Here is a 22299-nt window from a genome sequence, read left to right on the forward strand (position 1 = left end):
GAAGCGCCACCGGGGTAGTTGGCGCTGGCGAATGCGCTAGGAGAACAGCCATGAATGACGCAGTATCGTACCGCTGCGCCTCGGATGCTGGGGCGGTCATAACTCACCGCTTTCACGCATTTCTGCGATAGCCTCACGAACCCAATATTTCGCGTGACGCCCTTGCGGCGCAGTGTCCGTGCTATGGAAGTCGAGCGGATCAGGGCAAAACAACCATTCCGCTGACACGTCCAGAAGATTGCAGAGAGCGATAAAGCGACGACTGTCAGGCATAGCCGTGCCGTCCTCCCACTTCTTCACAGCTTGCGGAGACACATCACAGACTGAAGCAACATCTCGCAGCGTCTTTCGCGCTCTGCCACGCGCAGCCCGTAGCCGCTCTGCGAAGCCGTGTGTGGGGGCTGTACGTGTGGTCATTGCTTAGACCCCGCCATTTTCTCGCGGATGGTCTTAATGGTGGACCAGCGCAGTTCGCGGCCCGCTTCCAAGTCGCGCAGAAGGTTGGGGTCTTTGACGGCCCAAACACCAAAAGCGGTTTTGGAAACGCCATGCTCTTTGCGGTAGCGGGAGATGTCCGCAACCAGCCTTTCAATTTCGGGGTTTTGGGTGTGTGCGTTCATAGAACACTTTTAGGAAACTTCCTAACGCACATCAACCATTTTCTTTAGGACACTTCCAATTAGACGGATAGCGCCTAAATAGGTTATGTCCTAACCCATGGAGAGAGACCCAATAAACATGCTAGTCGCCAAGAACATCAAAGACTTGATGGATGCTCGACAGATGGACGCCGCAAAGCTGGCGCGGGCGGCTAAAATTAACCCAACAGGCATTTACGACATATTATCGGGAAAGAGCCAAAGCCCGAAGGTAGTCACGCTTGCAAAAATAGCTAAGGGGTTGCGAGTCCCCCTAGCTGCACTGTTTGAAACCGCGACAGATTTAGAACTTAAGTCGGACATTCTCGCTCTACTTGAGCGGATGCCCGCCCCGCAGCGGGAGTTGCTCCTGAGAACTGCTCAGGCTTGGATTGAAGAAACCGAATAACTTCTAATTTCAGCAAAATAAGCTGCCCCCGCGCCATTGAGTTAATCTCAGTGGCGTTTTTTTGTCCTAATGTGTTCATGCTTTACCCCCTAATGTTAACTTAGATAGCATAACGGACCTGTGCGTGTATATTAGGAAGTTTCCGAAAATACTGCTTGACGATAGGATATTTCCTAACTACCTTCTCCCTACAGGCCACACCAAGGGAGGACGAACAATGCACCATATCACCGCCAGTTTACGTTTCGCCCGTGCCGTACCAGCGCGTCATAGGGAAGTCGACACATTTCCTTGCGATTTCAATGATTTACAACTTTTGGGCGATATTCATGGCTTTGCAATCGCAATCCTAGACGCCCTCTTTTCATCCGGGGGTTGAGTGATGGCCGAAACCGAACTCACCCCGAAGTCAGTATCCGCAAAGGGGAAACGCTGCATCGTCACCGACGAGACGGAAAGCCTGTTCACAATGCGGATGCCAAGCGTCGATGGGGCGAAGTTTCTCGCCTTGTCATTCAATCAATCAATTAACAGCGCGGCACCGCGTAAGGGAGACGACCATGCAACATGAGGAAAACGACCCCGTAATCATCATCACTCAGCGCGGCTATATCGCGTATACCGATGAACTGGACCGCTACCGCCAGCGAATTGCCCGGAGCGAAGTTACGCTGGCCCCCTGCCAGTACCGCGAGATTGACCCGTCCACGTTCGGCACAAGCGGCGCTGCGGCGCAGGAGGCGGCGCAATGAGCGAACGAGTAGAGAGGTTCACACCGCACCTGCATGAAGATTGGCGCGGGATGATGGGCGTCACCGCTGGGATGCGGTCGGCAGCGAGCGGGGAATATGTCCGCGTTGAGGTGTACGAATCCCAAGCCGAGCGCATCAAGGAGTTGGAGGCGGAACGGGATCGTCAGTATGAGCAAAATGCGGAGCAGATCATCCGCATCGCTGAACTTGAGGCTCAGCAAGACGACGAGCAGACGCCCCCTAGTGCGGCGCAGGCGGTGGCGTCGTGAGTTACGTCGAATTCTTGTCAGAAGGCGAACCGACAGCGCGTAAGCACCACCAATGCTTCCACTGCTATCGCAGCATCGCGCCGGGGACCAAGCACCGCAAGTCAACGCTGAAATATGATGGCGTCTATACGCTGAGAATGCACCTCGACTGTGACGCCCTCTGGGATCGTTACATGAAGGATAGCGGGCTTTCGTATTGTCGGGACTTTCCAGACGGTTCGCCCCCACTTGCGGATGAGTTCGTGGATAGCGGCGAGTTTCGTCACCTGTGCAACGCCTATCGCGGTTTCTTCCCGCATGTCGTCGCACGGTTGGAGTTCAGCAGCGAACGCGAGGCCACCCAATGACCCCCCGCTGGCACTATCGCGGCGATGGGGAGTGGCACGGCACAGGCGGCTATCGGGCCAGCCTTCACCAGCCAATGACAGACGCATGGACGCTGCGCACCCCTGACGGACAGCGACACACCGGGACCGCGCAGGAATGCCGCCAGATCGCGGCGCAACACGCACAGGAGGCAATGGAATGAATAAGCTACCCGCACAAGTTCACAGCAAGTTCCCGCTTTTCATCGAAGTTGACCCGGACGGGTTTGGCGAGATTTTCGCCAGCTTCAGCGACCAAGAACAAGTCGCCGTTTTCCGGTCCATGCTTGAGCATATGAAGCCCCATGCGATGCAGTGGGATTATATCGCGATTGAACTGGAAAAGCCAGAGAACGCGGACGTTCTGAGCCAGCTTCGCAACGTACTCTTTGCAGAGGAGATGGCGGCATGACCCTTCACAGCACATTCCCCCACCACATCCCCCGCGCCTGCGACCCGGTGCTTACCGCCGCGCAGCTTGCCGGGAATGGCAACCGCAAGAGCGTATCAGCCCGCCTGCTGGAAGCCCTATCTATGCATGAGGGTGACAGCGACTTGGGCCAGCTTGCCGACGCTATTCTCAGCGCAGGCGACTTCTACGCCCGCCGTGACCGCGAAGAATACGAGGACGCAGCCCACGCTTGCGAGAACGTCACCGGATACGCGGAGCGGCTGGCCGACGAATGGCGGCTGGAAGCGGAGAGCATGGCAGAGGTGCTGCAATGACCCATCACTCCGGCCCATGGGCGCACCCACCCCGCAAGCGCAGCCCCCGCTACGGCACCGCATGGATCTTTGCCGTTGCCGTGTCGCTGATCCTCGCAGCCTCCGCGCTGGTGGATAACCTCGACGCGCAGCCGTGGGTGGAGACTTTCGCCCCGGCGCACCCCGATCACCCGAAAGGATACTGACATGAACGCCGTAACCAAGACAGAACCGCAAGAGCAGTTCCTGCCCGCCGATCCAATGGTGAATATGATCGAGCGGGTTGCGATGGACCCCAATTCGGACCTCGCCAAGCTGGAGCGGATGCTTGAACTGAAAGAAAAGCACGATGCGCAGAACGCGAAAGCGGCTTTTGACGCGGCGTTTGCGAAGGCTTCGGCCAGCTTCCCCGAAATCCCGCTCAATGGCGAGAACAAGCACCAAAAGACGCGCTATGCGCTGCTCAAAGATATCATCAAGCTAACCCGCCCCGTGCTGGCAGAACATGGCCTAGCCCTCTCATTCTCGACCGAGACAACGGAGAAAGAGGTGATCGTTACCGCCGAACTGTCGCACGAGAACGGCCACACAAAGCGCAACAGCTTGCCGTTGCCGCGTGATGCTGGCGCAGGCCGCAACGCTGTGCAGGCTATCGGCTCAACGCAGACCTACGGGCAACGCTACACCGCCCAAGCCATCCTTGGCCTATCGCTTGGCGAGGACGTTGAGGATGATGGGGTGACAGCAGCCAACGGGACGGAAACGGTCACGGCAGAGCAGTTCGTGACCCTGCGCGACCTGATTGCAGAGACGGGCACCGACGAAGCCAAATTCCACCTAGCCTTCGGCCACAAAGACCCGGCCAATGCGGACCTGCAACTGTTCCCCGCCGCCCGCTTCAATGAAGCCAAGGCAATGCTTGAGCGCAAGAAGGGCGGCAAGTGATGCAGCAAGGTACAGAAGAATGGTTCGCGGCAAGGGCGGGCTGCGTCACTGCCAGCCGCATTTCCGATGTGATGATGAAGCCCACAACGGCGGGTTATCAGAACTATCGGGCGCAGCTTATCTGTGAACGCCTGACAGGCAACCCGACCGAGACCTTCACCAGCGCGGCAATGCAGCACGGCACCGACACCGAGCCGCAGGCGCGGGCCTTCTATGAAATGGAGACGGGCCTAGAGGTTGCAGAGGTTGGGTTTATCCCGCACCCGACCATTGAAGGCACCGGGGCCAGCCCGGACGGGATCATTGGCGGGGATGGGCTTGTCGAGATTAAGTGTCCGCAACCCGCCGAGCATATCCGCGTCCTAACGGGCGGCGCAATCAAACGCCAGTACGTCTTGCAGATGCAGTGGCAAATGGAATGCACCGGGCGCGAATGGTGCGACTTCGTGACGTTCAACCCCGCCCTGCCCTTTGAAATGCAGATGCACATTCAGCGCGTCGAAGCTGACGCCAAGGCGCAGGCGGAAATCACCGAGGCCGTGGCCGCGTTCATTGCGGACGTAAAGGCCACCGCAGACGAACTTATCAACCAATACAGAAAGGCCGCATGATGGCTGGAAGCGTGAATAAAGTGATCCTGATTGGCAACCTAGGGCGCGACCCAGAAGTGCGCACGTTTCAGAACGGCGGCAAGGTATGCAACCTGCGGATTGCCACTTCCGAGACATGGAAAGACCGCGACAGCGGGGAACGCAAGGAGCGCACAGAGTGGCATTCGGTGGCGATTTTCCAAGAGGGGCTTGTGCGGATTGCCGAGCAGTACCTCAAGAAAGGCTCCAAGGTCTACATCGAAGGACAATTGCAGACGCGCAAATGGCAGGACCAGAGCGGCGCGGACAAGTACAGCACCGAGGTTGTGTTGCAAGGCTTCGGCGGCACGCTGACGATGCTGGACGGGCCGAGCGGCGGCGGTCAATCGCAAGGCTATGACAGCGGCAGCACGGGCAACTATGACGCGCCGAGCGGCTACGGGGCGGGCGGGAACCCTAACAGCGGGCGCGACCTCGGAGATGAAATACCGTTCAAATACAGCAGCTTGTAAGATATGATGCGATCAGCCCTCACAGCACAAGACGCGGGCCGATTGGCGGAATGGGTGGAAGGTCTACCCGTTCCGTTCACCCTGACCATGCGCGAAGGCAAGGTGCGGTCACTGAGTCAAAACGCCCTGCTGCACAAGTGGTTTGGCGAGATTGCGCGGCAGACCCACAGCACCGCCGATCAGGTGAAGCGGGAGTGCAAGTTCTATCAGGGCTGCCCGATCCTAATGGCGGATGATCCGCAGTTCGTCGCGTTTCTCAGCAACCTCAAGAACCTGACCGTAGAGCAGAAGATAGCCGCCATGGATTATATCTCAGTCACTTCGGTGATGAACACGAAACAGCTTAGCGCGATGTGTGATGCGGTAGAGGCCAAGTATCTGCCGCAGGGCATCCGCCTTAGCCAGCCGGAGGATAAGCAGTGAACATCACTGGACGCCCGATATACCAGAAGGGCCAGAAGCCGCAGAAGGTCAAAGCCCTGCGCGATGCCTCAAAAGGTGCCGATTGCGCTTTGGCTATCCCCGGCATTTGCCGCCACGACCCGGCCTATGTTGTCGGGTGCCATGTGAGTATTCCCGGCTTTGCCGCTGGTATGGCTCAGAAGAATGACGACCTGTTTCTGATCGACGGCTGCGACCGCTGCCACGCCGTTTTTGATAGCCGCGACAAGTTTGCGGAATCCCCGATTGATTGGCTGGACGTGCTGCGAGCGATGATGCGCAGCCAATCCCGCCGCATGGCCGCTGGCCTAATCAGCGTGAGGGGCAACTGAATTCCCGTTGTGGGGATAACGCGGCCACGGCGTTCCCAGTGGCATACGACGACCGCGCCAACACGCGGGCATTTTGTGAAGTCGGACCCCCAGACCGCCCGTCGATCCGCGCCACCTCCACATGAGGGGATCGGCGGGCAAGCTGAGACAGGAGAGAGCATGAACGTGGATATTTCAAGCGAGGCGGTGGAGCGGTTGGCCAAGGATTGCGATTGGGCGCAACGGGATCACAACCAATTCACCCGTGAGGCGCATCTGCACTTCGATTGCGCCGCCACCCTCCGCGCCCAAGCCGAGCGGATCAAGGAGTTGGAGGCAGGGAACGCCGCAGGTTTGCGCAGAGAAAAGGACGCCAACGAACGGGCGATGAAGCACCTACGCCGCGCCGAAAAGGCTGAAATCGCCTCTAAGAACCATGCCGCGTTTTCGCACGAATGGCGTGAGCGAGCGGAAAAAGCAGAGGCAGAGAACGGCATTCTGCGCACCGAAAAACACGCGGATGCAGAGGCTATCGCCAGCGCCCGCAATGACGCGCTGCGGGAGGCGCTATCTCACAAGTGGCTGTGCTTCCACAAATGCGACGAGGAAATCGAAGTGGTTAACGCTGACGACATTACCGCCCTTATCGAAGGAGACACCAATGACTGAGCAAGAGCGCGTTGAGAAGGTGGCGAAGGCAATCGCTAAGGCTATGGCGAGAGAGTGGGACGACCCCAAAACCCAGCGTGACCTATACCGTATGCAGGCACGCGTCGCTTTCGCCGCCCTTACCGTGACACCGCAGGAGGGCAGAAGCCTGCCTGATCGCATCATGGTTTGGCACAGCAGCCCCACGCTCGACCACTTAGGGACATGGGCCACTACCCGCTACCCGGTCGAGGCTAAGGCATACGTTCGCGCAGACGACAACACCTCGCAAACGACACCGCAGGAGGCGGCGAAGGTATCCGAAGAAGCCCGCGAAAACATCGTTGATGAGATCGAAAGCATCATTTGCGAAACGCACGAGATGGATGTGCGAGACGTGGACTATGCTGAGAACATCGTTTCGTGGCTTGAGCGACACCACCCTGCCGCCCTACGCGCTATCTCGGAGGACAGCCATGAGTAACGCACTAGACGACCTGCGCCAGACGCTAACGGGAATCTGCGCGCGTGAGGTTATGGGCGCAGAGAAAACCGCAGATGTCATCATCGCGGCCCTGCCAGGGTTGGTGAAGCCGCTTGTCTGGGTCCGGCATCCCATCGGCTGGAACTGCGAAGGCTTTATGATCGACGCCCGCAACTTCAACGCAATTTACATGATGCGGGGGATGCACGGCAAGCCAAGGTTCGACACTGTAGAAGCCGCCAAGGCCGCAGCCCAAGCCCACCACGTCGCGCAGATCATGGCAGCGTTTGGGATCGACGCCGGGGCAATGAAGGAGGGGAAGCAGTGACAGACGCCGGGATAGCAAACGCAGCCAGCCTTGTGATGATAGGGCTAGTCCTCAACGGGTGCCTTAGCGCGACAGGCAAAACTCGCATAGATGAATACAATATCGTTGACGAAAGGGAGATTGCCGAAGGCTTGGCAGAGGCAGGGTGCCTAATGTCAGGCGGCACCAAGTATCAATATGGCAAGTGCGAACGGGAAGACTGACATGGTAGCAAGACTAATGAAGATCCACGACGCCGCCACCTATCTCGGCATGACCGTCACCAAGCTGAAAGGGGGTAGCCAATGACGCCGCGACTGATGAAAGCGCAAGAAGCCGCCGAGCATATGGGAATAACCATCCAAGCCTTTGCTATCCTGAATATCCCTTGGAAGAACTTGGACGGGCTTTGCAGGTTTGACCGGATCGACTTAGACGGCTGGCCCGAAGACGAAATCGAGGCTGCTAAAGGCACAGCCCTTTGCAATGAAATCTTTGAAGTTGAAACGCCCCTGCCCCGGTTCTGGAACAGAAAGGCCGATCGCCCCCGTCTTCCAGAGGTATTGCGGGCCGAGATACTTCTAAGGGATGGGGAGGTTTGCGCATATTGCGGGACCACAGAAGGCCCATGGGAGATTGACCACATTTTCCCAGCTTGCAAGGGCGGCAGTAATGAGCCTGAAAACCTCGCCGTAGCCTGCCGGACATGCAACCGACAGAAGGGCGCAAAAACGCTCACAGAGTGGAGGGGCGAGGGACAATGAACCAGCCGAAACCATACAGACCCGACACACTTGCCAGCCGATGGGAGATTAGTGCTACAACGGTCCGCAACATGTGCGATGACGGTCGCCTACCCCATTTCAAGATTGGCAAGCTGTATCGCATCCCCGCGGCGGCTGTAGAGGAATACGAAGAATGTCAGACATCACCATCGGCAGACTCCGCGGCGGATACTGCGTTTCATGGCATGAAGGCGGCAAGCGCAGGCGCTATCAACTTAAAGCACGCACGCGAAAGGAAGCCGAGGCAGAAGCACGGGATCGATACCTAAAGGAGACGGTCAGCCGCGGCGGGCATACCGTGGCCGATCTCTGGCACATGTATGTCGATTATTTGGGGGATAAGCCAACCGCGGCAACTATGGGCTGGACGGGCAAAGCCGTGTTGTCCCACTTCGGGGCGCTGAGGCCAGACCAGATCACCCTTGCCGACAGCCGCGGCTACATCGCAGACAGAACCGCGGCGGGGCGCAAGCTGGGGAGCATCCACACCGAACTCGGCCACCTACGAAGCTGCCTAAATTGGGCAGTGAAGAAAGCGGGAGCGATTGACCGCGTGCCGCCCCTCGAAATGCCCTCTAAGCCTGACAGCGATGTGCGGCCACTCACGCAAAACCAGATTCACCGGATCGTGGATAACTGCGCCGCCCCGCATGTGCGGCTGGCCGTGATCCTGCTACTCACGACAGGGGGTCGGGTTTCCGCGGTACTGGATAGGACGTGGGACAAGATCGACTTTGACCGCGGCGTGATCGACCTTCGCCTAACCGATGGGGTGACGCGCAAGGGCCGTGCGGTGCTACCGATGAACTCACTAGCCCGCACCGCCCTAAAGCAGGCTTATGACGCCCGACAGACCGAGTGGGTGGTTGAGTATAACGGCGGGCCGATCAAGTCGATTAGGACGGGGTATGCCGCGGCTCTGCGCCGTGCTGGCCTGTCAGGTATCCGCATTCACCAGATACGTCACACCGTTGCTGTGCAGATGCTTGCCGCGGGCCAGCCCATTGAGCGGGTCAGCCAGTATCTCGGCCATAGCAATATCCAGATCACACAGAAGATTTACGCCCGCTTCCTGCCCGAACACCTGTCAGACGCCGCGGACGTTTTGAACTTTGGAATGGGCGGGCTGCGCGGGGTTAAGGTTCAATGAACCCCTATACACTTCGCTAATCATGGACATTGCCGCGGGAAAGTGTTATTTTACATGGGATTATATGGTGGGTCGTGAGAGGCTCGAACTCCCGACATCTTCGGTGTAAACGAAGCGCTCTACCAACTGAGCTAACGACCCGATGTGGCTCTCTTAGCCAAGGTTGCCGCGGGCTTCAAGCCTATAATTTCAACCGTCTTTGCTGACCGTCCCTTATCTGGAAAACGACCCCCTGCCCGCCCTGCATACGGCGCAGCTGATCCAGATCGCGGCCGGTCAGGATCAGGCGGAGCATTCGCGAGGTGATGCCATGGGTGACCAGCACATGCGGCCCGGTGAGCCCGCTCAGAAAGGCCCGACAGCGCGCGTGCAGCGCGGCAAACCCCTCCCCGCCCGGCGCTTCTTCGTAAAGGTCGAAGGAATCCCGCGCCTGCGGGCATTCCGCCAATAACTCGGCCCGCCCCCGCCCCGCCCAGGCGCCGAGGCCGATCTCTGCGATCCCCTTGTCGGTCGCAAAGGGCAACAGCCCCTCAAGCGCGATCTGCGCCGTATCCCGGGCGCGTTTTTGCGGGCTGCTGAGGGCCGTGAAATCGGCGAGGTCGCACTGTTTCAGAATCGCATTCTGCGCCCGCGCCTGCGCACGCCCCTGAGCGGTCAGCGGGGAATCATAGTGCCCCTGCAGACGGCCTTCGACATTCCATTCAGTCTCCCCATGGCGCAGGATATAGAGAGGTGGATAGTTGGTCATGCGATGCCCCCGCTGCGCGATCTGCGGCTTAGATTGGCAGAATTAACCAGCGCGTTCCAACCGGAATAAGGCGCGGGAGTGAAACACGATCTCGGGGCGTCGTTTGTAGAGGAGGAGGTGGTGGGTGATAAGAGATTTGAACTCCTGACATCTTCGATGTGAACGAAGCGCTCTACCACTGAGCTAATCACCCTTGCGGGGCGAAGTAGCCAATTGCGGCGCGGCGTGCAAGAGGGTTTTTGGTAGAAACCGCCATGGAACTGCCCCGCAGCGGCTGCCCCCAACGCAAAACGCGCGCCCCGAAGGGCGCGCGTTGCTGATGTCAAAAAGGGCCGGCCTTAATGGGTGGTCGCCGCATCCGCACTGCCAGCGCGGGCTTTCATCGCGGCGGCCTCGGCGGCCTCTTGGGCGGCTTCGTCCCAGTCGATCGCCTTGGGCTTGCTTACCAGCGCATGTTCCAGCACTTCCGAGACATGGCCCACCGGGATGATGCTCAGCCCTTCTTTCACATTGTCCGGGATCTCCGGCAGGTCCTTCTCGTTCTCCTTGGGGATCAGCACCGTGGTGATGCCGCCGCGCAGGGCCGCGAGGAGTTTCTCCTTCAACCCGCCGATCGGCATGGCGTTGCCGCGCAGAGAGACTTCGCCGGTCATGGCAATGTCACGCCGCACCGGGATCTGCGTCAGCACCGAGACGATCGAGGTCACCATCGCCAGACCGGCCGAGGGGCCGTCCTTGGGGGTGGCGCCGTCGGGCACGTGGACGTGAATGTCCAGCGTGTCAAACTTCGGCGGTTTGATCCCGATCTGAGGGCTGATCGAACGGACGTAAGAGCTTGCCGCGTCGATGCTTTCCTTCATCACATCGCCGAGCTTGCCCGTCGTTTTCATCCGGCCCTTACCCGGCAGACGCAAGGCTTCGATCGAGAGCAATTCGCCCCCCACCGAAGTGTAAGCCAGCCCGGTCACGACGCCGATCTGATCCTCCTCTTCAGCCAGACCAAAGCGGTGTTTGCGCACCCCAAGGAAGTCTTCGAGATTGTCACCGGTCACGGTCACGCTCTCGGCCTCTTTCTTGACGATCTTGGTCAGCGACTTGCGCGCCACTTTGGCGATCTCACGCTCAAGGTTCCGCACGCCGGCCTCGCGGGTGTAGTAGCGGATCATGCCGGTCAGAGCGGAGTCTTCAATCTTGAACTCCTTCTCTTTCAGCCCGTGGTTCTTGATCTGCTTCTGCACCAGATGCTGTTTGGCGATCTCGCGCTTTTCGTCCTCGGTGTAACCCGAGAGCGGGATAATCTCCATCCGGTCCAAGAGCGGCCCGGGCATGTTGTAGCTGTTCGAGGTGGTCAGGAACATCACGTTCGAGAGGTCGTATTCCACTTCGAGATAGTGGTCCACGAAGGTGCCATTCTGTTCCGGATCAAGCACTTCGAGCATGGCCGAAGCCGGGTCGCCACGGAAGTCCTGCCCCATCTTGTCGATCTCATCGAGCAGGATCAGCGGGTTCGTGGTTTTCGCCTTTTTCAGCGCCTGAATGATCTTGCCGGGCATGGAGCCGATATAGGTCCGGCGGTGGCCACGGATCTCGCTCTCGTCGCGCACGCCACCTAGCGAGATGCGAATGAATTCGCGCCCCGTGGCCTTGGCGACCGATTTGCCCAAGGATGTCTTACCGACGCCCGGAGGGCCGACGAGACACATGATCGGGCCTTTCATCTTGGACGAGCGCTGCTGCACGGCGAGATATTCGACGATCCGCTCCTTGACCTTCTCAAGACCATAGTGATCGTCATCCAGCACCTTCTGCGCCTTGCCGAGATCCTTCTTGACGCGCGACTTCACGCCCCATGGGATCGACAGCATCCAGTCGAGGTAGTTGCGCACAACCGTGGCCTCGGCGGACATCGGGCTCATGTTCTTGAGCTTCTTGATCTCGGCCTCGGCTTTTTCGCGGGCTTCCTTGCTGAGCTTGGTTTCGGCCACGCGGGCTTCCAGCTCGGCCACTTCGTTCTTGCCGTCCTCGCCGTCGCCCAACTCGTGCTGAATGGCCTTCATCTGCTCATTCAGATAGTATTCGCGCTGCGTGCGCTCCATCTGGGATTTGACGCGGGTCTTGATCTTCTTCTCGACCTGCAACACGGACATCTCGCCCTGCATCAGGCCATAGACCTTCTCCAAACGCTCGGAAATGCTCAGCGTTTCCAGCAGGTCCTGCTTTTGCTCGACCTCAATGCCAAGATGCCCGGCCACGAGGTCCGCCAGACGTGCGGGCTCGGCACTTTCGCCAACGGCGGCGAGCGCTTCTTCGGGGACGTTTTTCTTGACCTTGGCATAGCGCTCAAACTCATCCGCCACAGTGCGCAGCAGCGCCTGTGTGGTGGCCGCGTCGCCCGGCATTTCGGTCAGATACTCGGCCCGCGCTTCAAAGAAGTTGTCGTTGTCGAGATATTCGGTGATCCGCACCCGGGCCTGACCCTCAACCAGCACCTTCACGGTGCCATCGGGCAGTTTCAGCAGTTGCAACACATTGGCCAGCACGCCAGCCTTGAAGATACCGGAGGTATCGGGATCATCCTCGCCCGGGTCCACCTGGCTCGACAGCAGGATCTGCTTATCGTCTGCCATGACCTCTTCCAATGCGCGCACGGATTTGTCGCGGCCCACGAAAAGCGGCACGATCATATGGGGAAACACGACGATGTCGCGCAGCGGAAGCACCGGGTAGGATGCGTTCAGTGGCTCTAACATGCTCAATTCCTTATCTTAGCAAGACATTCCAGCCCCTGTTCTAGGCAGCCCTTGATGTCTCCTTTTCTGGACAGGATATGTGTGCATCCCGCCCGCCTGTTTCAATCCCCTTGCGGGTTTAAGGTCGCTATCATCGCGCTTCAGCACGGTGGAGGCAAGCGCGGGTTTGGCCCATTTTATGCCATTCCCGCCGCTCTTTGTTAACCTCCGGCTCAGGCTGTGGTGGTTTCCAGCGCCGGATAATCGGTGAAGCCTGCGCGGCCGCCGCCGTAATAGGTGGTGCTGTCGCCCTCATTCAGCGGCCCGTTCATCTGCCAGCGGCGCGGCAGATCGGGGTTGGCGATAAAGGGGCGCCCCACGGCGATGAGATCGGCCTCGCCCTTGGCCACCGCCGCGATTGCCATCTCGCGGTCATAGCCGTTATTGGCCATGTAGGGCCCGTCAAAGAGCTTGCGCAGCGCCTTGATGCTCTCCCCCTCCGCCAATGCGCGTGAGCCGCCGGTGGCGCCTTCGACGAGGTGCAGATAGGCGAGGTTGGACCGGTTCAGCCCCCGGACGACATGCTCAAAGGTTTCCTGCGGCTTGGCGTCCTCGATCCCATTGGCAGGCGAGAATGGCGAGAGGCGCAGGCCGACGCGGGGGCCGCCCCAGACTTCGGTCACCGCGTCGAGCACCTCAAACAGCAGCCGCGCGCGGTTCTCGACACTGCCGCCATAGGCGTCGTCACGGTGGTTGCTGCCGGTTTTCAGAAATTGATCCAGCAGGTAGCCATTGGCCCCATGCACCTCGACCCCATCGAACCCGGCTTTCCTGGCCATCCGGGCGGCATGGGCAAAGTCGGCGACGACACGGGGCATCTCGTCCAGTTCCAGCGCCCGCGGCTCAGAGGTGGCCTCAAACCCGTTGGGGGTGAAAGTCTTGACCTCTGCGGCGATGGCCGAGGGGGCCACCGGCTGCGCATTATCAGGTTGCAGGGACGTATGGCTGATCCGGCCCACATGCCAAAGCTGCAGGACGATCTTACCGCCCTCCTCATGCACGGCCTCGGTCACTTTGCGCCAAGCGGCGACCTGACCTTCGCTGTGGATGCCCGGCGTCTGAAAATAGCCTTTGCCCTCGGGGCTGATCTGGGTGGCCTCGGTGATGATGATCCCCGCGCCGGCACGCTGGCGGTAATAGTCGACATGCATCTCGCCGACTTCGCCGGTCTCATTATCCGCCCGGTTGCGCGTCAGAGGGGCCATGACCAGACGGTTATCGGCCTCGATCTCACCGGCGGTGAAGGGGGTGAATAGTTTCTCAATCATATCCGGGCCTTTCTCTACTTGGGTCTGAGAAAAGGCACCTAAGACCCTGCCGGGTTGCAGCAAGGATCGTTTCACACAATTTCGCGTGAGACGCCGCTAGAGCGGGTCGATATCGCCCTGTTCGCGCCCGGCGTGGAAATCCGCCTGCCATTGGGTGAAGCGCCCCGCCGCGATGGCCTCGCGCATGCCCGCCATAATATCCTGATAATATTGCAGGTTGTGCCACGTCAGCAGCATCGAAGAGATGATTTCCTGGCTGCGGAAAACATGATGCAGATAGGCGCGGGAGTAGTTCTGGCAGGCCGGACATCTGCAATTCTCATCCAAGGGGCGCGGATCGTCCTGATGCCGCGCGTTCTTGATGTTGAGCACGCCCATGCGGGTAAAGACCTGCCCTGTGCGCCCCGACCGGCTCGGCAGCACACAGTCCATCATGTCGATGCCGCGGGCCACGGCGCCCACGATGTCGTCGGGCTTGCCCACCCCCATGAGATAGCGCGGCTTGTCCTCAGGCAGCATATCGGTCGAGAAATCCAGCGTGGAGAACATCGCCTGCTGCCCCTCGCCCACGGCCAGACCGCCCACGGCATAGCCGTCAAAGCCGATCTCACGCAGCGCCTCGGCGCTCTCTTGGCGGAAGTCTTGCTCCAACCCGCCCTGCTGGATGCCGAAAAGCATATGCCCGGGCCGGTCGCCAAACGCCTCGCGGCTGCGTTTGGCCCAACGCATCGACAGGCGCATGCTGCCGGCGATGCGGTCCCGATCCGCCGGCAGCGCCGGGCATTCGTCGAAACACATGACGATGTCGGAGCCCAGAAGCTCCTGAATTTCCATTGAGCGTTCCGGCGTGATCTCATGTTTGGAGCCGTCGATATGGCTTTTGAAGGTCACGCCGCGTTCGGTCAGCTTGCGCAGCCCGGCAAGGCTCATCACCTGAAAACCGCCCGAATCCGTCAGGATCGGCTTGTCCCAGTTCATGAACCCATGCAGCCCGCCGAGTTTGGCCACCCGCTCCGCCGTGGGGCGCAGCATCAGGTGGTAGGTATTGCCCAGCAGGATATCCGCGCCGGTAGAGGCCACGCTTTCGGGCATCATCGCCTTCACCGTCGCCGCCGTGCCCACGGGCATGAAGGCGGGTGTGCGGATTTCGCCGCGGGGGGTCGTGATCACGCCGCTGCGTGCCTTGCCGTCCTGCGCGTGTTTGGTGAATCCGGTGCTGGTCATACTCTGGCCCTCTCTGGCTGCGACTGCGGCGATAAACCAGTGGCGTGAAACATGCAATAAAGGTAAAATACAGGGAATTGCGCGAAGTTATACCCTTGAAGGATGACGGCCTTGGACATCGAAAACATATTGATCGGCCTGCTGGAGAACAACCTCGTCTGGCTGCTGCTGGCCCTGCTGGTGGTGATCCTGATCGTGAAATCGGTCAAGATCGTGCCGCAATCCGAGCAGCATGTCATCGAACGTTTTGGCCGTCTGCGCGCGGTGCTGGGCCCGGGGATCAATATGATCGTGCCCTTTATCGATCACGTGGCGCATAGGATCTCGATCCTTGAGCGACAGTTGCCCACCGCGAGCCAGGACGCCATCACCCGCGACAATGTGCTGGTGCAGGTCGATACGTCGGTTTTCTACCGCATTACCGAGCCGGAAAAGACCGTCTACCGCATCCGCGATGTGGACAGCGCCATTTCGACGACGGTCGCCGGGATTGTGCGGGCCGAGATTGGCAAAATGGACCTTGATGAGGTGCAGGCCAACCGCAGCCAGTTGATCACGACAATCAAGGCCAGTGTCGAAGATGCGGTGGACAGTTGGGGCATCGAAGTCACCCGGGCCGAAATCCTTGACGTGAACCTTGATGCCGCCACCCGGGCGGCGATGATGCAGCAGCTCAACGCCGAACGCGCCCGCCGGGCGCAGGTGACCGAAGCCGAAGGCAGCAAACGTGCCGTGGAACTGGCCGCGGAGGCCGAACTCTACGCCTCTGAGCAAACCGCCAAGGCGCGGCGGGTTCTGGCGGATGCCGAAGCCTATGCGACACAGGTTGTGGCCACGGCGATCAATGAAAACGGCTTGGCGGCGGCACAGTATCAAATCGCGCTGAAACAGGTCGATGCGCTCAATGCCATGGGCAAAGGCGCGGGCAATCAGACCATTGTGGTCCCCGCGCAGGCGTTGGAGGCCTTTGGCGACGCCTTTAAACTTCTGAAAGGCAAAGGATGATGGCGGGTTGGCTGACATTGTGGTGGGTCTGGCTCTGCGCCGCTTTGCTGCTGGGCGTGGTGGAACTGCTGCTGCCCGGTTCGATCTTCCTGGGCTTTGCTTTGGGCGCTTTGGCGATGGCGCTGATCGTGGCGCTGTTTGCGCCGATGAATGTGGCGAGCCTGCTGGCGCTCTTTGCGGTGCTGTCGCTCTTGGCCTGGATTGGCCTGCGCCTGGTCTTTCGCCGCCAGTCCAGCGGCGCGCGCATCGTGACCCGCGACATTAACGAGAACTGACGTGGCCCCGGCGCTGAACCGCCCCAAGATGACGCCCGCAGCCTTGACCTCTCCAAACCCCCGCTACATTCGGCAGACCATGATGCGCCTGCCTGCCCTCCTGCGCCCCTTAGCGCTGCTGCCCCGATTGCTGGGGCTGATGCTGCTGGCCCTGTCGCTGCTCCTTGGGGCCGCCGCCGGGCAAGCGCAGGAAAAATGGTTCGAAACGACCGAGCTGAACCCCGGCCTGCCGCCCGCGCCGGATACGATCGACCGGGGCACGCCGATGGCGGCCGTCGAAAGTTTTATCTACCTGACCAGCAAGGGCCATTATAGCGACGCGGCCCATGTCCTTGATCTTTCTGATCTGCCGCAGGGCAATCAGGCCACGCTTGGCGCCGAACGGGCGTTTCAACTCGCCGTCTTGATGGAGCGCAAGGTGGTCGTGCCATGGGGCAAACTGGCCGACCGCCCCGATGGCTGGCTCTCCGGTTCTTCCGAGGACAATGACACCGGGCGCGTGCGGCGTTCGGTGCTGATCGACCGGCTGGAACTGGGCGGCCATGACGTGCCCTTGCGGCTGAACCGGGTGAAACCGGGCAAGGATGCCGCACCGGTCTGGGTGTTTTCACGCCAGAGCGTCGACAACATCCCCCCCCTGCATGCCAAATACGGCCCCACCGATCTTGAAAACCTGCTGCCGGAATGGCTGCGCGGGCGGGCCTTTTGGGGCATGTATCTGTGGGAAGTGCTGTTTCTGCCGATCCTGCTGACGGTGGCGCTGATGGCCGGGTGGTTCGCCTTTGACGTGATGCGCCGTTTGGGCGAGGCGGCAAGCCGCCGTTGGATGCGCTTCGTGCTGCGGTCCTTTCGCTGGCCTGCCGCCATCGTCCTTTGCGCGGCGATTATCGGCATCGCGACCAGCCGCGTGCTGGTGGTCTCTGGCCTTATCGACGCGGTGCTCAGCCCGATCTTGCTCATCGCCTATGTGACCGCCGCCACGCTGGCCATCGTCTTTACCTTTGACGAGATCTTTGACCGGATCAGCCCCAACAACGCCTATGAGCTGGCCGACCCGATGAACGCGCATATGCGCTCCATCGCCACCACCATTGCCGCCGCCCGCAAAGGGGTGATCGTGATCGCGGTGCTGGTGGCTTCGGGGGTCATCCTTGTCTCGATCAATGCCGACAATACGCTGGGCCTGTCGATCCTCGCCTCTGCCGGGGCCCTGACGATCGTCTTGGGTTTTGCCGCGCGCGAGGTCTTGGGCAATATCCTCGCCTCTGTGCAAATCGCGCTGAACCGCTCGGCCCGGATCGGCGATCAGCTGATCTTTGAGGGGCATTTCTGCACGGTCGAACGCATCCATTTCACCTATGTGCAGCTGATGAACTGGGAGGGCACGCGGCTGATCGTGCCGGTGGCCTATTTCGTCTCCGATGCCTTTGAAAACTGGTCCATCGAAGACCATGCCATGGTGCGGCCCATCGTCCTGACACTGGCGCAAACCGCCGATGTGCAGGCGCTGCGCCATGAGTTCTTCAACCTGCTCGCCAAGGAAGACCCCAATGACGTCACCCCGATGAGCAAGGCCAAGGTGCATGTGCTGGAACAGGACGCCTTTGGCGTGAAGGTCCGTTTTGAAGTGCCAACGGACAATGCCGCGACTTTCTGGGACATCGAATGCCGCGTGCGCGAAGGGCTTTTGGCAGCGGCCGCCAAGATGGAGGCAGACGGCAAGCGCATGTTGCCCCCCGTGCCTGCCGATATGGGCAAACCCTGATAGGCACCGCTTGTAGCGCTGCGGCGCGCAGGGTAGGCACGAGAACAATCAAAAGGAGCAGGCAATGGATAAACTGACATTCGGCTGGGAAGAATGGGTTGCCCTGCCCGATCTGGGCCTGCCTGCGATCAAGGCCAAGGTCGACACCGGCGCGCGCACCTCGGCGCTGCACGCCCATGACATCGAGGTCTTTGGCCCGGCGTCAAAACCCAAGGTGCGCTTCAACGTACATCCCATTGCCGGACGCGAAGACATCGCCATCACCTGCTCTGCCCCCATCGTTGACCGCCGCGAGGTGACCTCGTCCAACGGCGAATCCGAACAGCGCTTCGTGATCACCACGACATTGGAGGTCGGCGGCCAAAGCTGGCCCATTGATGTGACCCTGACCAACCGCGCGGGCATGACCAGCCGCATGTTGCTGGGCCGTCAGGCGCTGACCGAGCATATCAACATCTCGGCCACCGAGCGGCGTTTGCAGCCTGATCTGAACTATGACGTCTACCACACCGCCAGCCTGCGCTCCAAAGCGCCGCAGCGCGCGCTGCGCATCGCGGTGCTGAGCCGCGAGGATAATTATTCGACCCGGCGTCTGGTCGAGGTCGGCGAGGCGCGCGGCCATGTGGTCGAGGTCATCGACACCACGCGCTGCTATATGGCGATCAACCAATTGGCGCCGGAAGTGCATTACGACGGCAAGCGCCTGCCCCGCTATGACGCCGTGATCCCGCGCATCGGCGCCTCGATCACCCCCTATGGCACCGCCGTGATCCGCCAGTTCGAGACCATCGGCACCTATTGCGTCAATGGCTCCGCCGGGATCACTGCCAGCCGCGACAAGCTGCACGCGCATCAGGTGCTGGCGGCCAAGAAGATCGGCATGCCCACCACCGCTTTCGCCGCCTCGCCCAAGGACACCAGCAACCTCATGGCGCTGGTGGGCACCGCGCCGCTGATCGTGAAACTGCTGGAATCTACCCAGGGCAAGGGCGTCGTGCTGGCCGAGACCAAGAAAGCCGCCGAAAGTGTCATCGACGCCTTCCGCGGGCTGCGGGCCAACTTTCTGGTGCAGAATTTCGTGAAAGAAGCCGCGGGCGAGGACATTCGCTGCCTCGTGGTGGCGGGCAAGGTCGTGGCGTCGATGAAACGCACCGGGGCCGAGGGCGATTTCCGCTCCAACCTGCACCGGGGCGGGTCGGCCAAGGTCGTGCGCATCTCGAAAGAAGAGCGTGACACCGCCGTGCGCGCCGCGCGGGCCTTTGGTCTGGGCATCAGCGGGGTCGATCTGCTGCGCTCTGAATCCGGGCCGAAAGTGCTTGAGGTCAATTCCTCCCCGGGGTTCGAGGGGATCGAAAAGGCGACCGGCAAGGACATCGTCGGCAAAGTCTATGACGAGATCGAAGCGCGGGTAAAACCCCAGCCCGCCCGGCGGCGCAGAAACGGCTGAGGTCGGACTGAAGACCGCGCTGCCCACCACCGGCCTGCCCTTCGGGCGCGGGCCGGTCTGCCCAGCCGGACAGCTCCTTTTGCGAAAACACTCCCCCGCGTTGGTTGAATACCTCTGTTTCTTCGGGACAAACCCCCGGCGCGACCTACCTATCCCTCCTGACCTGAACCGCCTGCAATGAAGGACCAAAACAGGCGCGCTGCGGGGGTCGTGTATATTGGATCGGGGAGAGCGTATGACAGAGACAACCTCTGGTGATGGCGAGATCGACACCGATTTCGAAGTCGGTCAAGACAATATCGACGGCACGCTCGGGCCGCTCGGCTTTGACATTCACAACCCGGTTTTCGTGATCTCGGGGCTGACCGCGGTGGTCTTTGTCCTGCTCACATTGATCTTTCCCACCCAGGCGGGCGCGGTCTTTCTGGCGGTGCGCAACTTTGCCATCTCGCAGCTTGACTGGCTGTTCATGATCATCGTGAACATCTTTGTCATCTTCTGTATCGCACTGATTTTCATGCCGATATCCAAGGTCCGGCTGGGCGGCTCCGATGCGGTGCCGGACTATTCCTACCCCGCGTGGTTCGCGATGCTCTTTGCCGCCGGCATGGGCATCGGCCTGCTCTTCTTTGGCGTGCTGGAGCCCGTGTATCACATGAATGTCTCCGGCCCGCTGGGCGTGCCACGGCCGATTGCAGAGGACGGCTCGATCATCCCCGAAAACGTGGAGGCCGCGCGGGCCATGGGGCTGGCCGCGACCTTCTATCACTGGGGGCTGCACGGCTGGGCGGTCTATGCCGTGATGGCGCTGGCACTGGCGCTTTTCACCTATAACAAAGGGCTGCCCTTCTCGATCCGCTCCTGTTTCTACCCGATCCTGGGCGAGCGCGTCTGGGGCTGGCCGGGGCATCTGATCGACATTCTGGCGGTCTTTGCGACGCTCTTTGGTCTTGCCACCTCTCTCGGTCTGGGCGCGCAGCAGGCCAACGCGGGGTTCAACTTTGCTTTCGGGCTGGAGATTTCCACGACCGCGCAGGTGGTGATCATCATTCTGGTGACCGCGGTGGCCTTGATCTCGGTCTGGCGCGGCCTGGACGGTGGGGTCAAGGTGCTGTCCGAGATCAATATGGGCATTGCCGTCTTGTTCTTTCTCTTCGTCCTGCTGGTTGGCCCCACTTTGGTCGGGCTGAACGGCTTCTGGACCGGGCTCTTGGCCTATACGGTCGAGTTGATCCCCCTCTCCAGCCCCTTTGGCCGCAGCGATGATGCCTACCGCCAGGACTGGACCGCCTTTTATTGGGCGTGGTGGGTGTCCTGGGCGCCTTTCGTGGGCATGTTTATCGCCCGCGTTTCCAGAGGCAGGACCGTGCGCGAATTTATCGTCTGTGTGCTGCTGATCCCGTCGCTGATCATCTTTATCTGGATGGGGGTCTTTGGCGGCATCGCGATCGAGCAGATCCTGAACGATCCCGAGACATCGCTGGTCAAGGCCAATGTGATCGACAGCTATTCGCCCGAGCTCTCGCTCTTCGGGATGCTGAATGAATTGCCCTTTACCCGGGCCGCCTCGACCATCGCCATCTTCCTCGCGCTGGTCTTTTTCGTGACCTCCTCGGATTCCGGCTCGCTGGTCGTCGATACGATCACCGCGGGGGGCAAGATCGACGCCCCGATACCGCAGCGGATTTTCTGGTGTATCGTCGAGGGGTTGATCGCCATCGTGCTGCTGATCGGGGGCGGGCTCTCGGCCTTGCAGGCCGGGGTGACGGCGACCGGTGTGCCGTTTTCGATTTTGATGCTGGTAATGTGCTACACCATTTACAAAGGGCTGCGCAGCGAGCCGCGATAGGGTGCCCCCTCTGGCGGGCGCGGCCTCCCGTGGCGCGGGTCCGGCTGGACGCCCGCGCGTTCTTACCCCCACTTTACGCCCGGGCCCGCAATCCCTATATAAAACGTCGAGAATGATGCGAGGCAAGAGATGACCGACCAGACCCAACCGCTTGAGGGGACGCCACTGATTGCGCCCTCTACTACCGATCATCCGCTGTATGAGCAGGTCGTCGAGGCTTGTCGTTCGGTTTATGACCCGGAGATTCCGGTGAATATTTACGAGCTTGGCTTGATCTATACCATCGACATCAATGCCGAGAATGAGGTCGACATCAAGATGTCCCTGACCGCGCCGGGCTGCCCGGTGGCGGGCGAAATGCCGGGTTGGGTTGCCGATGCGGTGGAGCCCATTCCGGGGGTGAAACAGGTCAATGTCGCCTTGGTCTGGGAGCCGCCCTGGGGCATGGACATGATGTCCGACGAGGCGCGTCTCGAACTGGGCTTCATGTAAGCCCGGCAGCCGCCGCAAAAGAATGCTGCGTTGCAGAAAAGATATTTTACTTCAGCAACTTGCAGGCTCAACGCAATCGGCGACATTCCGCCGATTGCGCTAACAGTCCAGTCTTCATTTGACTGA

At 60.3% G+C, this 22299-nt stretch carries 32 protein-coding genes and 2 tRNA genes; 26 read left to right on the forward strand and 8 right to left on the reverse strand.

All coding sequences use genetic code 11. The features are described 5' to 3' along the window. Nucleotides 1–96: 96 nt before the first annotated feature. Nucleotides 97–417 carry a helix-turn-helix domain-containing protein gene (locus tag AB4M76_RS11605; protein ID WP_368442016.1) on the reverse strand — a complete coding sequence of 107 codons (321 nt, stop codon included), beginning with the start codon at nt 415–417 and terminating at the stop codon, nt 97–99. After that, nucleotides 414–620: a hypothetical protein gene (locus tag AB4M76_RS11610; RefSeq protein ID WP_368442017.1), complete on the reverse strand. Its 207-nt coding sequence runs from the start codon at nt 618–620 to the stop codon at nt 414–416. The genes AB4M76_RS11605 and AB4M76_RS11610 overlap by 4 nt, the downstream gene beginning before the upstream one ends. Nucleotides 621–738: 118 nt before the next feature. Here AB4M76_RS11610 and AB4M76_RS11615 point away from each other — a divergent pair, with 118 nt between their 5' ends. From AB4M76_RS11615 to AB4M76_RS11710, 20 genes are all read left to right on the forward strand, one after another. Continuing rightward, nucleotides 739–1047, forward strand: coding sequence for a helix-turn-helix domain-containing protein (locus AB4M76_RS11615; RefSeq protein WP_368442018.1), 309 nt, complete (start codon nt 739–741; stop codon nt 1045–1047). Nucleotides 1048–1264: 217 nt separating this feature from the next. Next, nucleotides 1265–1426 carry a hypothetical protein gene (locus AB4M76_RS11620; RefSeq protein WP_368442019.1) on the forward strand — a complete coding sequence of 54 codons (162 nt, stop codon included), beginning with the start codon at nt 1265–1267 and terminating at the stop codon, nt 1424–1426. A gap of 3 nt (nt 1427–1429) precedes the next feature. Next, nucleotides 1430–1618 carry a hypothetical protein gene (locus AB4M76_RS11625; protein ID WP_368442020.1) on the forward strand — a complete coding sequence of 63 codons (189 nt, stop codon included), beginning with the start codon at nt 1430–1432 and terminating at the stop codon, nt 1616–1618. After that, on the forward strand, nt 1608–1799 hold the full coding sequence (locus AB4M76_RS11630; RefSeq protein ID WP_368442021.1) for a hypothetical protein: 192 nt from the start codon (nt 1608–1610) through the stop codon (nt 1797–1799). Before AB4M76_RS11625 ends, AB4M76_RS11630 begins: the two co-directional genes overlap by 11 nt. Then, nucleotides 1796–2068 carry a hypothetical protein gene (locus AB4M76_RS11635; protein ID WP_368442022.1) on the forward strand — a complete coding sequence of 91 codons (273 nt, stop codon included), beginning with the start codon at nt 1796–1798 and terminating at the stop codon, nt 2066–2068. The genes AB4M76_RS11630 and AB4M76_RS11635 overlap by 4 nt, the downstream gene beginning before the upstream one ends. Further along, a complete protein-coding gene (locus AB4M76_RS11640) occupies nt 2065–2415 on the forward strand; it encodes a hypothetical protein (RefSeq protein ID WP_368442024.1) in 351 nt (116 codons plus the stop codon). Before AB4M76_RS11635 ends, AB4M76_RS11640 begins: the two co-directional genes overlap by 4 nt. Before the next feature lie 178 nt (nt 2416–2593). Continuing rightward, nucleotides 2594–2845 (forward strand): hypothetical protein, encoded by a 252-nt coding sequence (locus AB4M76_RS11645; protein WP_368442025.1) that lies wholly within the window; start codon nt 2594–2596, stop codon nt 2843–2845. Further along, nucleotides 2842–3159 carry a hypothetical protein gene (locus AB4M76_RS11650; RefSeq protein WP_368442027.1) on the forward strand — a complete coding sequence of 106 codons (318 nt, stop codon included), beginning with the start codon at nt 2842–2844 and terminating at the stop codon, nt 3157–3159. The genes AB4M76_RS11645 and AB4M76_RS11650 overlap by 4 nt, the downstream gene beginning before the upstream one ends. Continuing rightward, entirely contained in the window at nt 3156–3344 is a 189-nt protein-coding gene (locus AB4M76_RS11655; protein ID WP_368442028.1) for a hypothetical protein, read from the forward strand. The genes AB4M76_RS11650 and AB4M76_RS11655 overlap by 4 nt, the downstream gene beginning before the upstream one ends. 1 nt (nt 3345) lies before the next feature. Next, the gene (locus tag AB4M76_RS11660; protein ID WP_368442029.1) at nt 3346–4083 is read left to right on the forward strand and encodes an ERF family protein; all 738 of its coding nucleotides are present in this window, start codon (nt 3346–3348) and stop codon (nt 4081–4083) included. Further along, the gene (locus AB4M76_RS11665; RefSeq protein WP_368442030.1) at nt 4083–4694 is read left to right on the forward strand and encodes a lambda exonuclease family protein; all 612 of its coding nucleotides are present in this window, start codon (nt 4083–4085) and stop codon (nt 4692–4694) included. The genes AB4M76_RS11660 and AB4M76_RS11665 overlap by 1 nt, the downstream gene beginning before the upstream one ends. Beyond that, on the forward strand, nt 4694–5185 hold the full coding sequence (gene ssb, locus AB4M76_RS11670) for a single-stranded DNA-binding protein (RefSeq protein ID WP_368442427.1): 492 nt from the start codon (nt 4694–4696) through the stop codon (nt 5183–5185). Before AB4M76_RS11665 ends, ssb begins: the two co-directional genes overlap by 1 nt. A gap of 42 nt (nt 5186–5227) precedes the next feature. After that, entirely contained in the window at nt 5228–5608 is a 381-nt protein-coding gene (locus tag AB4M76_RS11675; protein WP_368442031.1) for a hypothetical protein, read from the forward strand. Then, the gene (locus tag AB4M76_RS11680) at nt 5605–5958 is read left to right on the forward strand and encodes a nuclease domain-containing protein (RefSeq protein ID WP_368442032.1); all 354 of its coding nucleotides are present in this window, start codon (nt 5605–5607) and stop codon (nt 5956–5958) included. Before AB4M76_RS11675 ends, AB4M76_RS11680 begins: the two co-directional genes overlap by 4 nt. Nucleotides 5959–6117: 159 nt before the next feature. Next, entirely contained in the window at nt 6118–6606 is a 489-nt protein-coding gene (locus tag AB4M76_RS11685; RefSeq protein ID WP_368442034.1) for a hypothetical protein, read from the forward strand. Next, complete coding sequence (locus AB4M76_RS11690) at nt 6599–7069, forward strand: hypothetical protein (RefSeq protein ID WP_368442035.1); 471 nt, start codon at nt 6599–6601, stop codon at nt 7067–7069. The genes AB4M76_RS11685 and AB4M76_RS11690 overlap by 8 nt, the downstream gene beginning before the upstream one ends. Then, entirely contained in the window at nt 7062–7397 is a 336-nt protein-coding gene (locus AB4M76_RS11695; RefSeq protein ID WP_368442036.1) for a hypothetical protein, read from the forward strand. The genes AB4M76_RS11690 and AB4M76_RS11695 overlap by 8 nt, the downstream gene beginning before the upstream one ends. Before the next feature lie 284 nt (nt 7398–7681). Then, nucleotides 7682–8140, forward strand: coding sequence for an HNH endonuclease (locus AB4M76_RS11700; protein ID WP_368442037.1), 459 nt, complete (start codon nt 7682–7684; stop codon nt 8138–8140). Beyond that, nucleotides 8137–8430: a helix-turn-helix domain-containing protein gene (locus AB4M76_RS11705; RefSeq protein WP_368442038.1), complete on the forward strand. Its 294-nt coding sequence runs from the start codon at nt 8137–8139 to the stop codon at nt 8428–8430. Before AB4M76_RS11700 ends, AB4M76_RS11705 begins: the two co-directional genes overlap by 4 nt. Before the next feature lie 89 nt (nt 8431–8519). Then, nucleotides 8520–9311: a tyrosine-type recombinase/integrase gene (locus tag AB4M76_RS11710; protein WP_368442428.1), complete on the forward strand. Its 792-nt coding sequence runs from the start codon at nt 8520–8522 to the stop codon at nt 9309–9311. 65 nt (nt 9312–9376) lie between these two features. Here the strand turns inward: AB4M76_RS11710 and AB4M76_RS11715 are convergent. From AB4M76_RS11715 to tgt, 6 genes are all read right to left on the reverse strand, one after another. After that, nucleotides 9377–9452: transfer RNA gene (locus AB4M76_RS11715), tRNA-Val, on the reverse strand. A 40-nt stretch (nt 9453–9492) separates the two neighbouring features. Continuing rightward, entirely contained in the window at nt 9493–10059 is a 567-nt protein-coding gene (locus AB4M76_RS11720) for a histidine phosphatase family protein (RefSeq protein ID WP_368442039.1), read from the reverse strand. A gap of 118 nt (nt 10060–10177) precedes the next feature. Further along, nucleotides 10178–10252: transfer RNA gene (locus tag AB4M76_RS11725), tRNA-Val, on the reverse strand. A gap of 145 nt (nt 10253–10397) precedes the next feature. After that, complete coding sequence (gene lon, locus AB4M76_RS11730) at nt 10398–12809, reverse strand: endopeptidase La (RefSeq protein ID WP_368442040.1); 2412 nt, start codon at nt 12807–12809, stop codon at nt 10398–10400. A 212-nt stretch (nt 12810–13021) separates the two neighbouring features. Then, complete coding sequence (locus AB4M76_RS11735) at nt 13022–14116, reverse strand: alkene reductase (protein ID WP_368442041.1); 1095 nt, start codon at nt 14114–14116, stop codon at nt 13022–13024. Between the two features lie 96 nt (nt 14117–14212). After that, a complete protein-coding gene (tgt, locus tag AB4M76_RS11740; protein WP_368442042.1) occupies nt 14213–15340 on the reverse strand; it encodes a tRNA guanosine(34) transglycosylase Tgt in 1128 nt (375 codons plus the stop codon). Between the two features lie 102 nt (nt 15341–15442). On the opposite strand from tgt, the gene AB4M76_RS11745 reads away from it, so the two are divergent. The 6 genes from AB4M76_RS11745 (at nt 15443) to AB4M76_RS11770 (ending at nt 22173) form a co-directional block, all read left to right on the forward strand. After that, entirely contained in the window at nt 15443–16345 is a 903-nt protein-coding gene (locus tag AB4M76_RS11745; RefSeq protein WP_368442043.1) for an SPFH domain-containing protein, read from the forward strand. After that, nucleotides 16345–16620, forward strand: coding sequence for an NfeD family protein (locus AB4M76_RS11750; RefSeq protein ID WP_368442044.1), 276 nt, complete (start codon nt 16345–16347; stop codon nt 16618–16620). Before AB4M76_RS11745 ends, AB4M76_RS11750 begins: the two co-directional genes overlap by 1 nt. Nucleotide 16621: 1 nt before the next feature. Continuing rightward, entirely contained in the window at nt 16622–18385 is a 1764-nt protein-coding gene (locus tag AB4M76_RS11755) for a mechanosensitive ion channel family protein (protein ID WP_368442045.1), read from the forward strand. A 64-nt stretch (nt 18386–18449) separates the two neighbouring features. Then, complete coding sequence (rimK, locus tag AB4M76_RS11760; protein ID WP_368442046.1) at nt 18450–19832, forward strand: 30S ribosomal protein S6--L-glutamate ligase; 1383 nt, start codon at nt 18450–18452, stop codon at nt 19830–19832. Nucleotides 19833–20067: 235 nt separating this feature from the next. Continuing rightward, complete coding sequence (locus tag AB4M76_RS11765) at nt 20068–21681, forward strand: BCCT family transporter (RefSeq protein WP_368442048.1); 1614 nt, start codon at nt 20068–20070, stop codon at nt 21679–21681. Nucleotides 21682–21810: 129 nt separating this feature from the next. Continuing rightward, nucleotides 21811–22173 (forward strand): SUF system Fe-S cluster assembly protein, encoded by a 363-nt coding sequence (locus AB4M76_RS11770; RefSeq protein ID WP_368442049.1) that lies wholly within the window; start codon nt 21811–21813, stop codon nt 22171–22173. Nucleotides 22174–22299 lie beyond the last annotated feature (126 nt).

This window comes from Sulfitobacter sp. PS-8MA (genome assembly GCF_040933935.1).
GTDB lineage: Bacteria > Pseudomonadota > Alphaproteobacteria > Rhodobacterales > Rhodobacteraceae > Sulfitobacter.

Excerpts from the sequence above, each read along its gene's own strand:
- ssb (WP_368442427.1), top strand. The coding sequence starts at position 4,694 with ATGGCTGGAAGCGTGAATAAAGTGATCCTGATTGGCAACCTAGGGCGC.
- AB4M76_RS11620 (WP_368442019.1), top strand. The coding sequence starts at position 1,265 with ATGCACCATATCACCGCCAGTTTACGTTTCGCCCGTGCCGTACCAGCG.
- AB4M76_RS11660 (WP_368442029.1), top strand. The coding sequence starts at position 3,346 with ATGAACGCCGTAACCAAGACAGAACCGCAAGAGCAGTTCCTGCCCGCC.
- AB4M76_RS11630 (WP_368442021.1), top strand. The coding sequence starts at position 1,608 with ATGCAACATGAGGAAAACGACCCCGTAATCATCATCACTCAGCGCGGC.
- AB4M76_RS11770 (WP_368442049.1), top strand. The coding sequence starts at position 21,811 with ATGACCGACCAGACCCAACCGCTTGAGGGGACGCCACTGATTGCGCCC.
- AB4M76_RS11745 (WP_368442043.1), top strand. The coding sequence starts at position 15,443 with ATGACGGCCTTGGACATCGAAAACATATTGATCGGCCTGCTGGAGAAC.
- AB4M76_RS11695 (WP_368442036.1), top strand. The coding sequence starts at position 7,062 with ATGAGTAACGCACTAGACGACCTGCGCCAGACGCTAACGGGAATCTGC.
- AB4M76_RS11665 (WP_368442030.1), top strand. The coding sequence starts at position 4,083 with ATGCAGCAAGGTACAGAAGAATGGTTCGCGGCAAGGGCGGGCTGCGTC.
- AB4M76_RS11625 (WP_368442020.1), top strand. The coding sequence starts at position 1,430 with ATGGCCGAAACCGAACTCACCCCGAAGTCAGTATCCGCAAAGGGGAAA.
- AB4M76_RS11615 (WP_368442018.1), top strand. The coding sequence starts at position 739 with ATGCTAGTCGCCAAGAACATCAAAGACTTGATGGATGCTCGACAGATG.
- AB4M76_RS11635 (WP_368442022.1), top strand. The coding sequence starts at position 1,796 with ATGAGCGAACGAGTAGAGAGGTTCACACCGCACCTGCATGAAGATTGG.
- AB4M76_RS11655 (WP_368442028.1), top strand. The coding sequence starts at position 3,156 with ATGACCCATCACTCCGGCCCATGGGCGCACCCACCCCGCAAGCGCAGC.
- AB4M76_RS11735 (WP_368442041.1), bottom strand. The coding sequence starts at position 14,116 with ATGATTGAGAAACTATTCACCCCCTTCACCGCCGGTGAGATCGAGGCC.
- AB4M76_RS11705 (WP_368442038.1), top strand. The coding sequence starts at position 8,137 with ATGAACCAGCCGAAACCATACAGACCCGACACACTTGCCAGCCGATGG.
- rimK (WP_368442046.1), top strand. The coding sequence starts at position 18,450 with ATGGATAAACTGACATTCGGCTGGGAAGAATGGGTTGCCCTGCCCGAT.
- AB4M76_RS11690 (WP_368442035.1), top strand. The coding sequence starts at position 6,599 with ATGACTGAGCAAGAGCGCGTTGAGAAGGTGGCGAAGGCAATCGCTAAG.
- AB4M76_RS11750 (WP_368442044.1), top strand. The coding sequence starts at position 16,345 with ATGGCGGGTTGGCTGACATTGTGGTGGGTCTGGCTCTGCGCCGCTTTG.
- lon (WP_368442040.1), bottom strand. The coding sequence starts at position 12,809 with ATGTTAGAGCCACTGAACGCATCCTACCCGGTGCTTCCGCTGCGCGAC.
- AB4M76_RS11765 (WP_368442048.1), top strand. The coding sequence starts at position 20,068 with ATGACAGAGACAACCTCTGGTGATGGCGAGATCGACACCGATTTCGAA.
- tgt (WP_368442042.1), bottom strand. The coding sequence starts at position 15,340 with ATGACCAGCACCGGATTCACCAAACACGCGCAGGACGGCAAGGCACGC.
- AB4M76_RS11605 (WP_368442016.1), bottom strand. The coding sequence starts at position 417 with ATGACCACACGTACAGCCCCCACACACGGCTTCGCAGAGCGGCTACGG.
- AB4M76_RS11720 (WP_368442039.1), bottom strand. The coding sequence starts at position 10,059 with ATGACCAACTATCCACCTCTCTATATCCTGCGCCATGGGGAGACTGAA.
- AB4M76_RS11685 (WP_368442034.1), top strand. The coding sequence starts at position 6,118 with ATGAACGTGGATATTTCAAGCGAGGCGGTGGAGCGGTTGGCCAAGGAT.
- AB4M76_RS11700 (WP_368442037.1), top strand. The coding sequence starts at position 7,682 with ATGACGCCGCGACTGATGAAAGCGCAAGAAGCCGCCGAGCATATGGGA.
- AB4M76_RS11650 (WP_368442027.1), top strand. The coding sequence starts at position 2,842 with ATGACCCTTCACAGCACATTCCCCCACCACATCCCCCGCGCCTGCGAC.
- AB4M76_RS11645 (WP_368442025.1), top strand. The coding sequence starts at position 2,594 with ATGAATAAGCTACCCGCACAAGTTCACAGCAAGTTCCCGCTTTTCATC.
- AB4M76_RS11610 (WP_368442017.1), bottom strand. The coding sequence starts at position 620 with ATGAACGCACACACCCAAAACCCCGAAATTGAAAGGCTGGTTGCGGAC.
- AB4M76_RS11710 (WP_368442428.1), top strand. The coding sequence starts at position 8,520 with ATGGGCTGGACGGGCAAAGCCGTGTTGTCCCACTTCGGGGCGCTGAGG.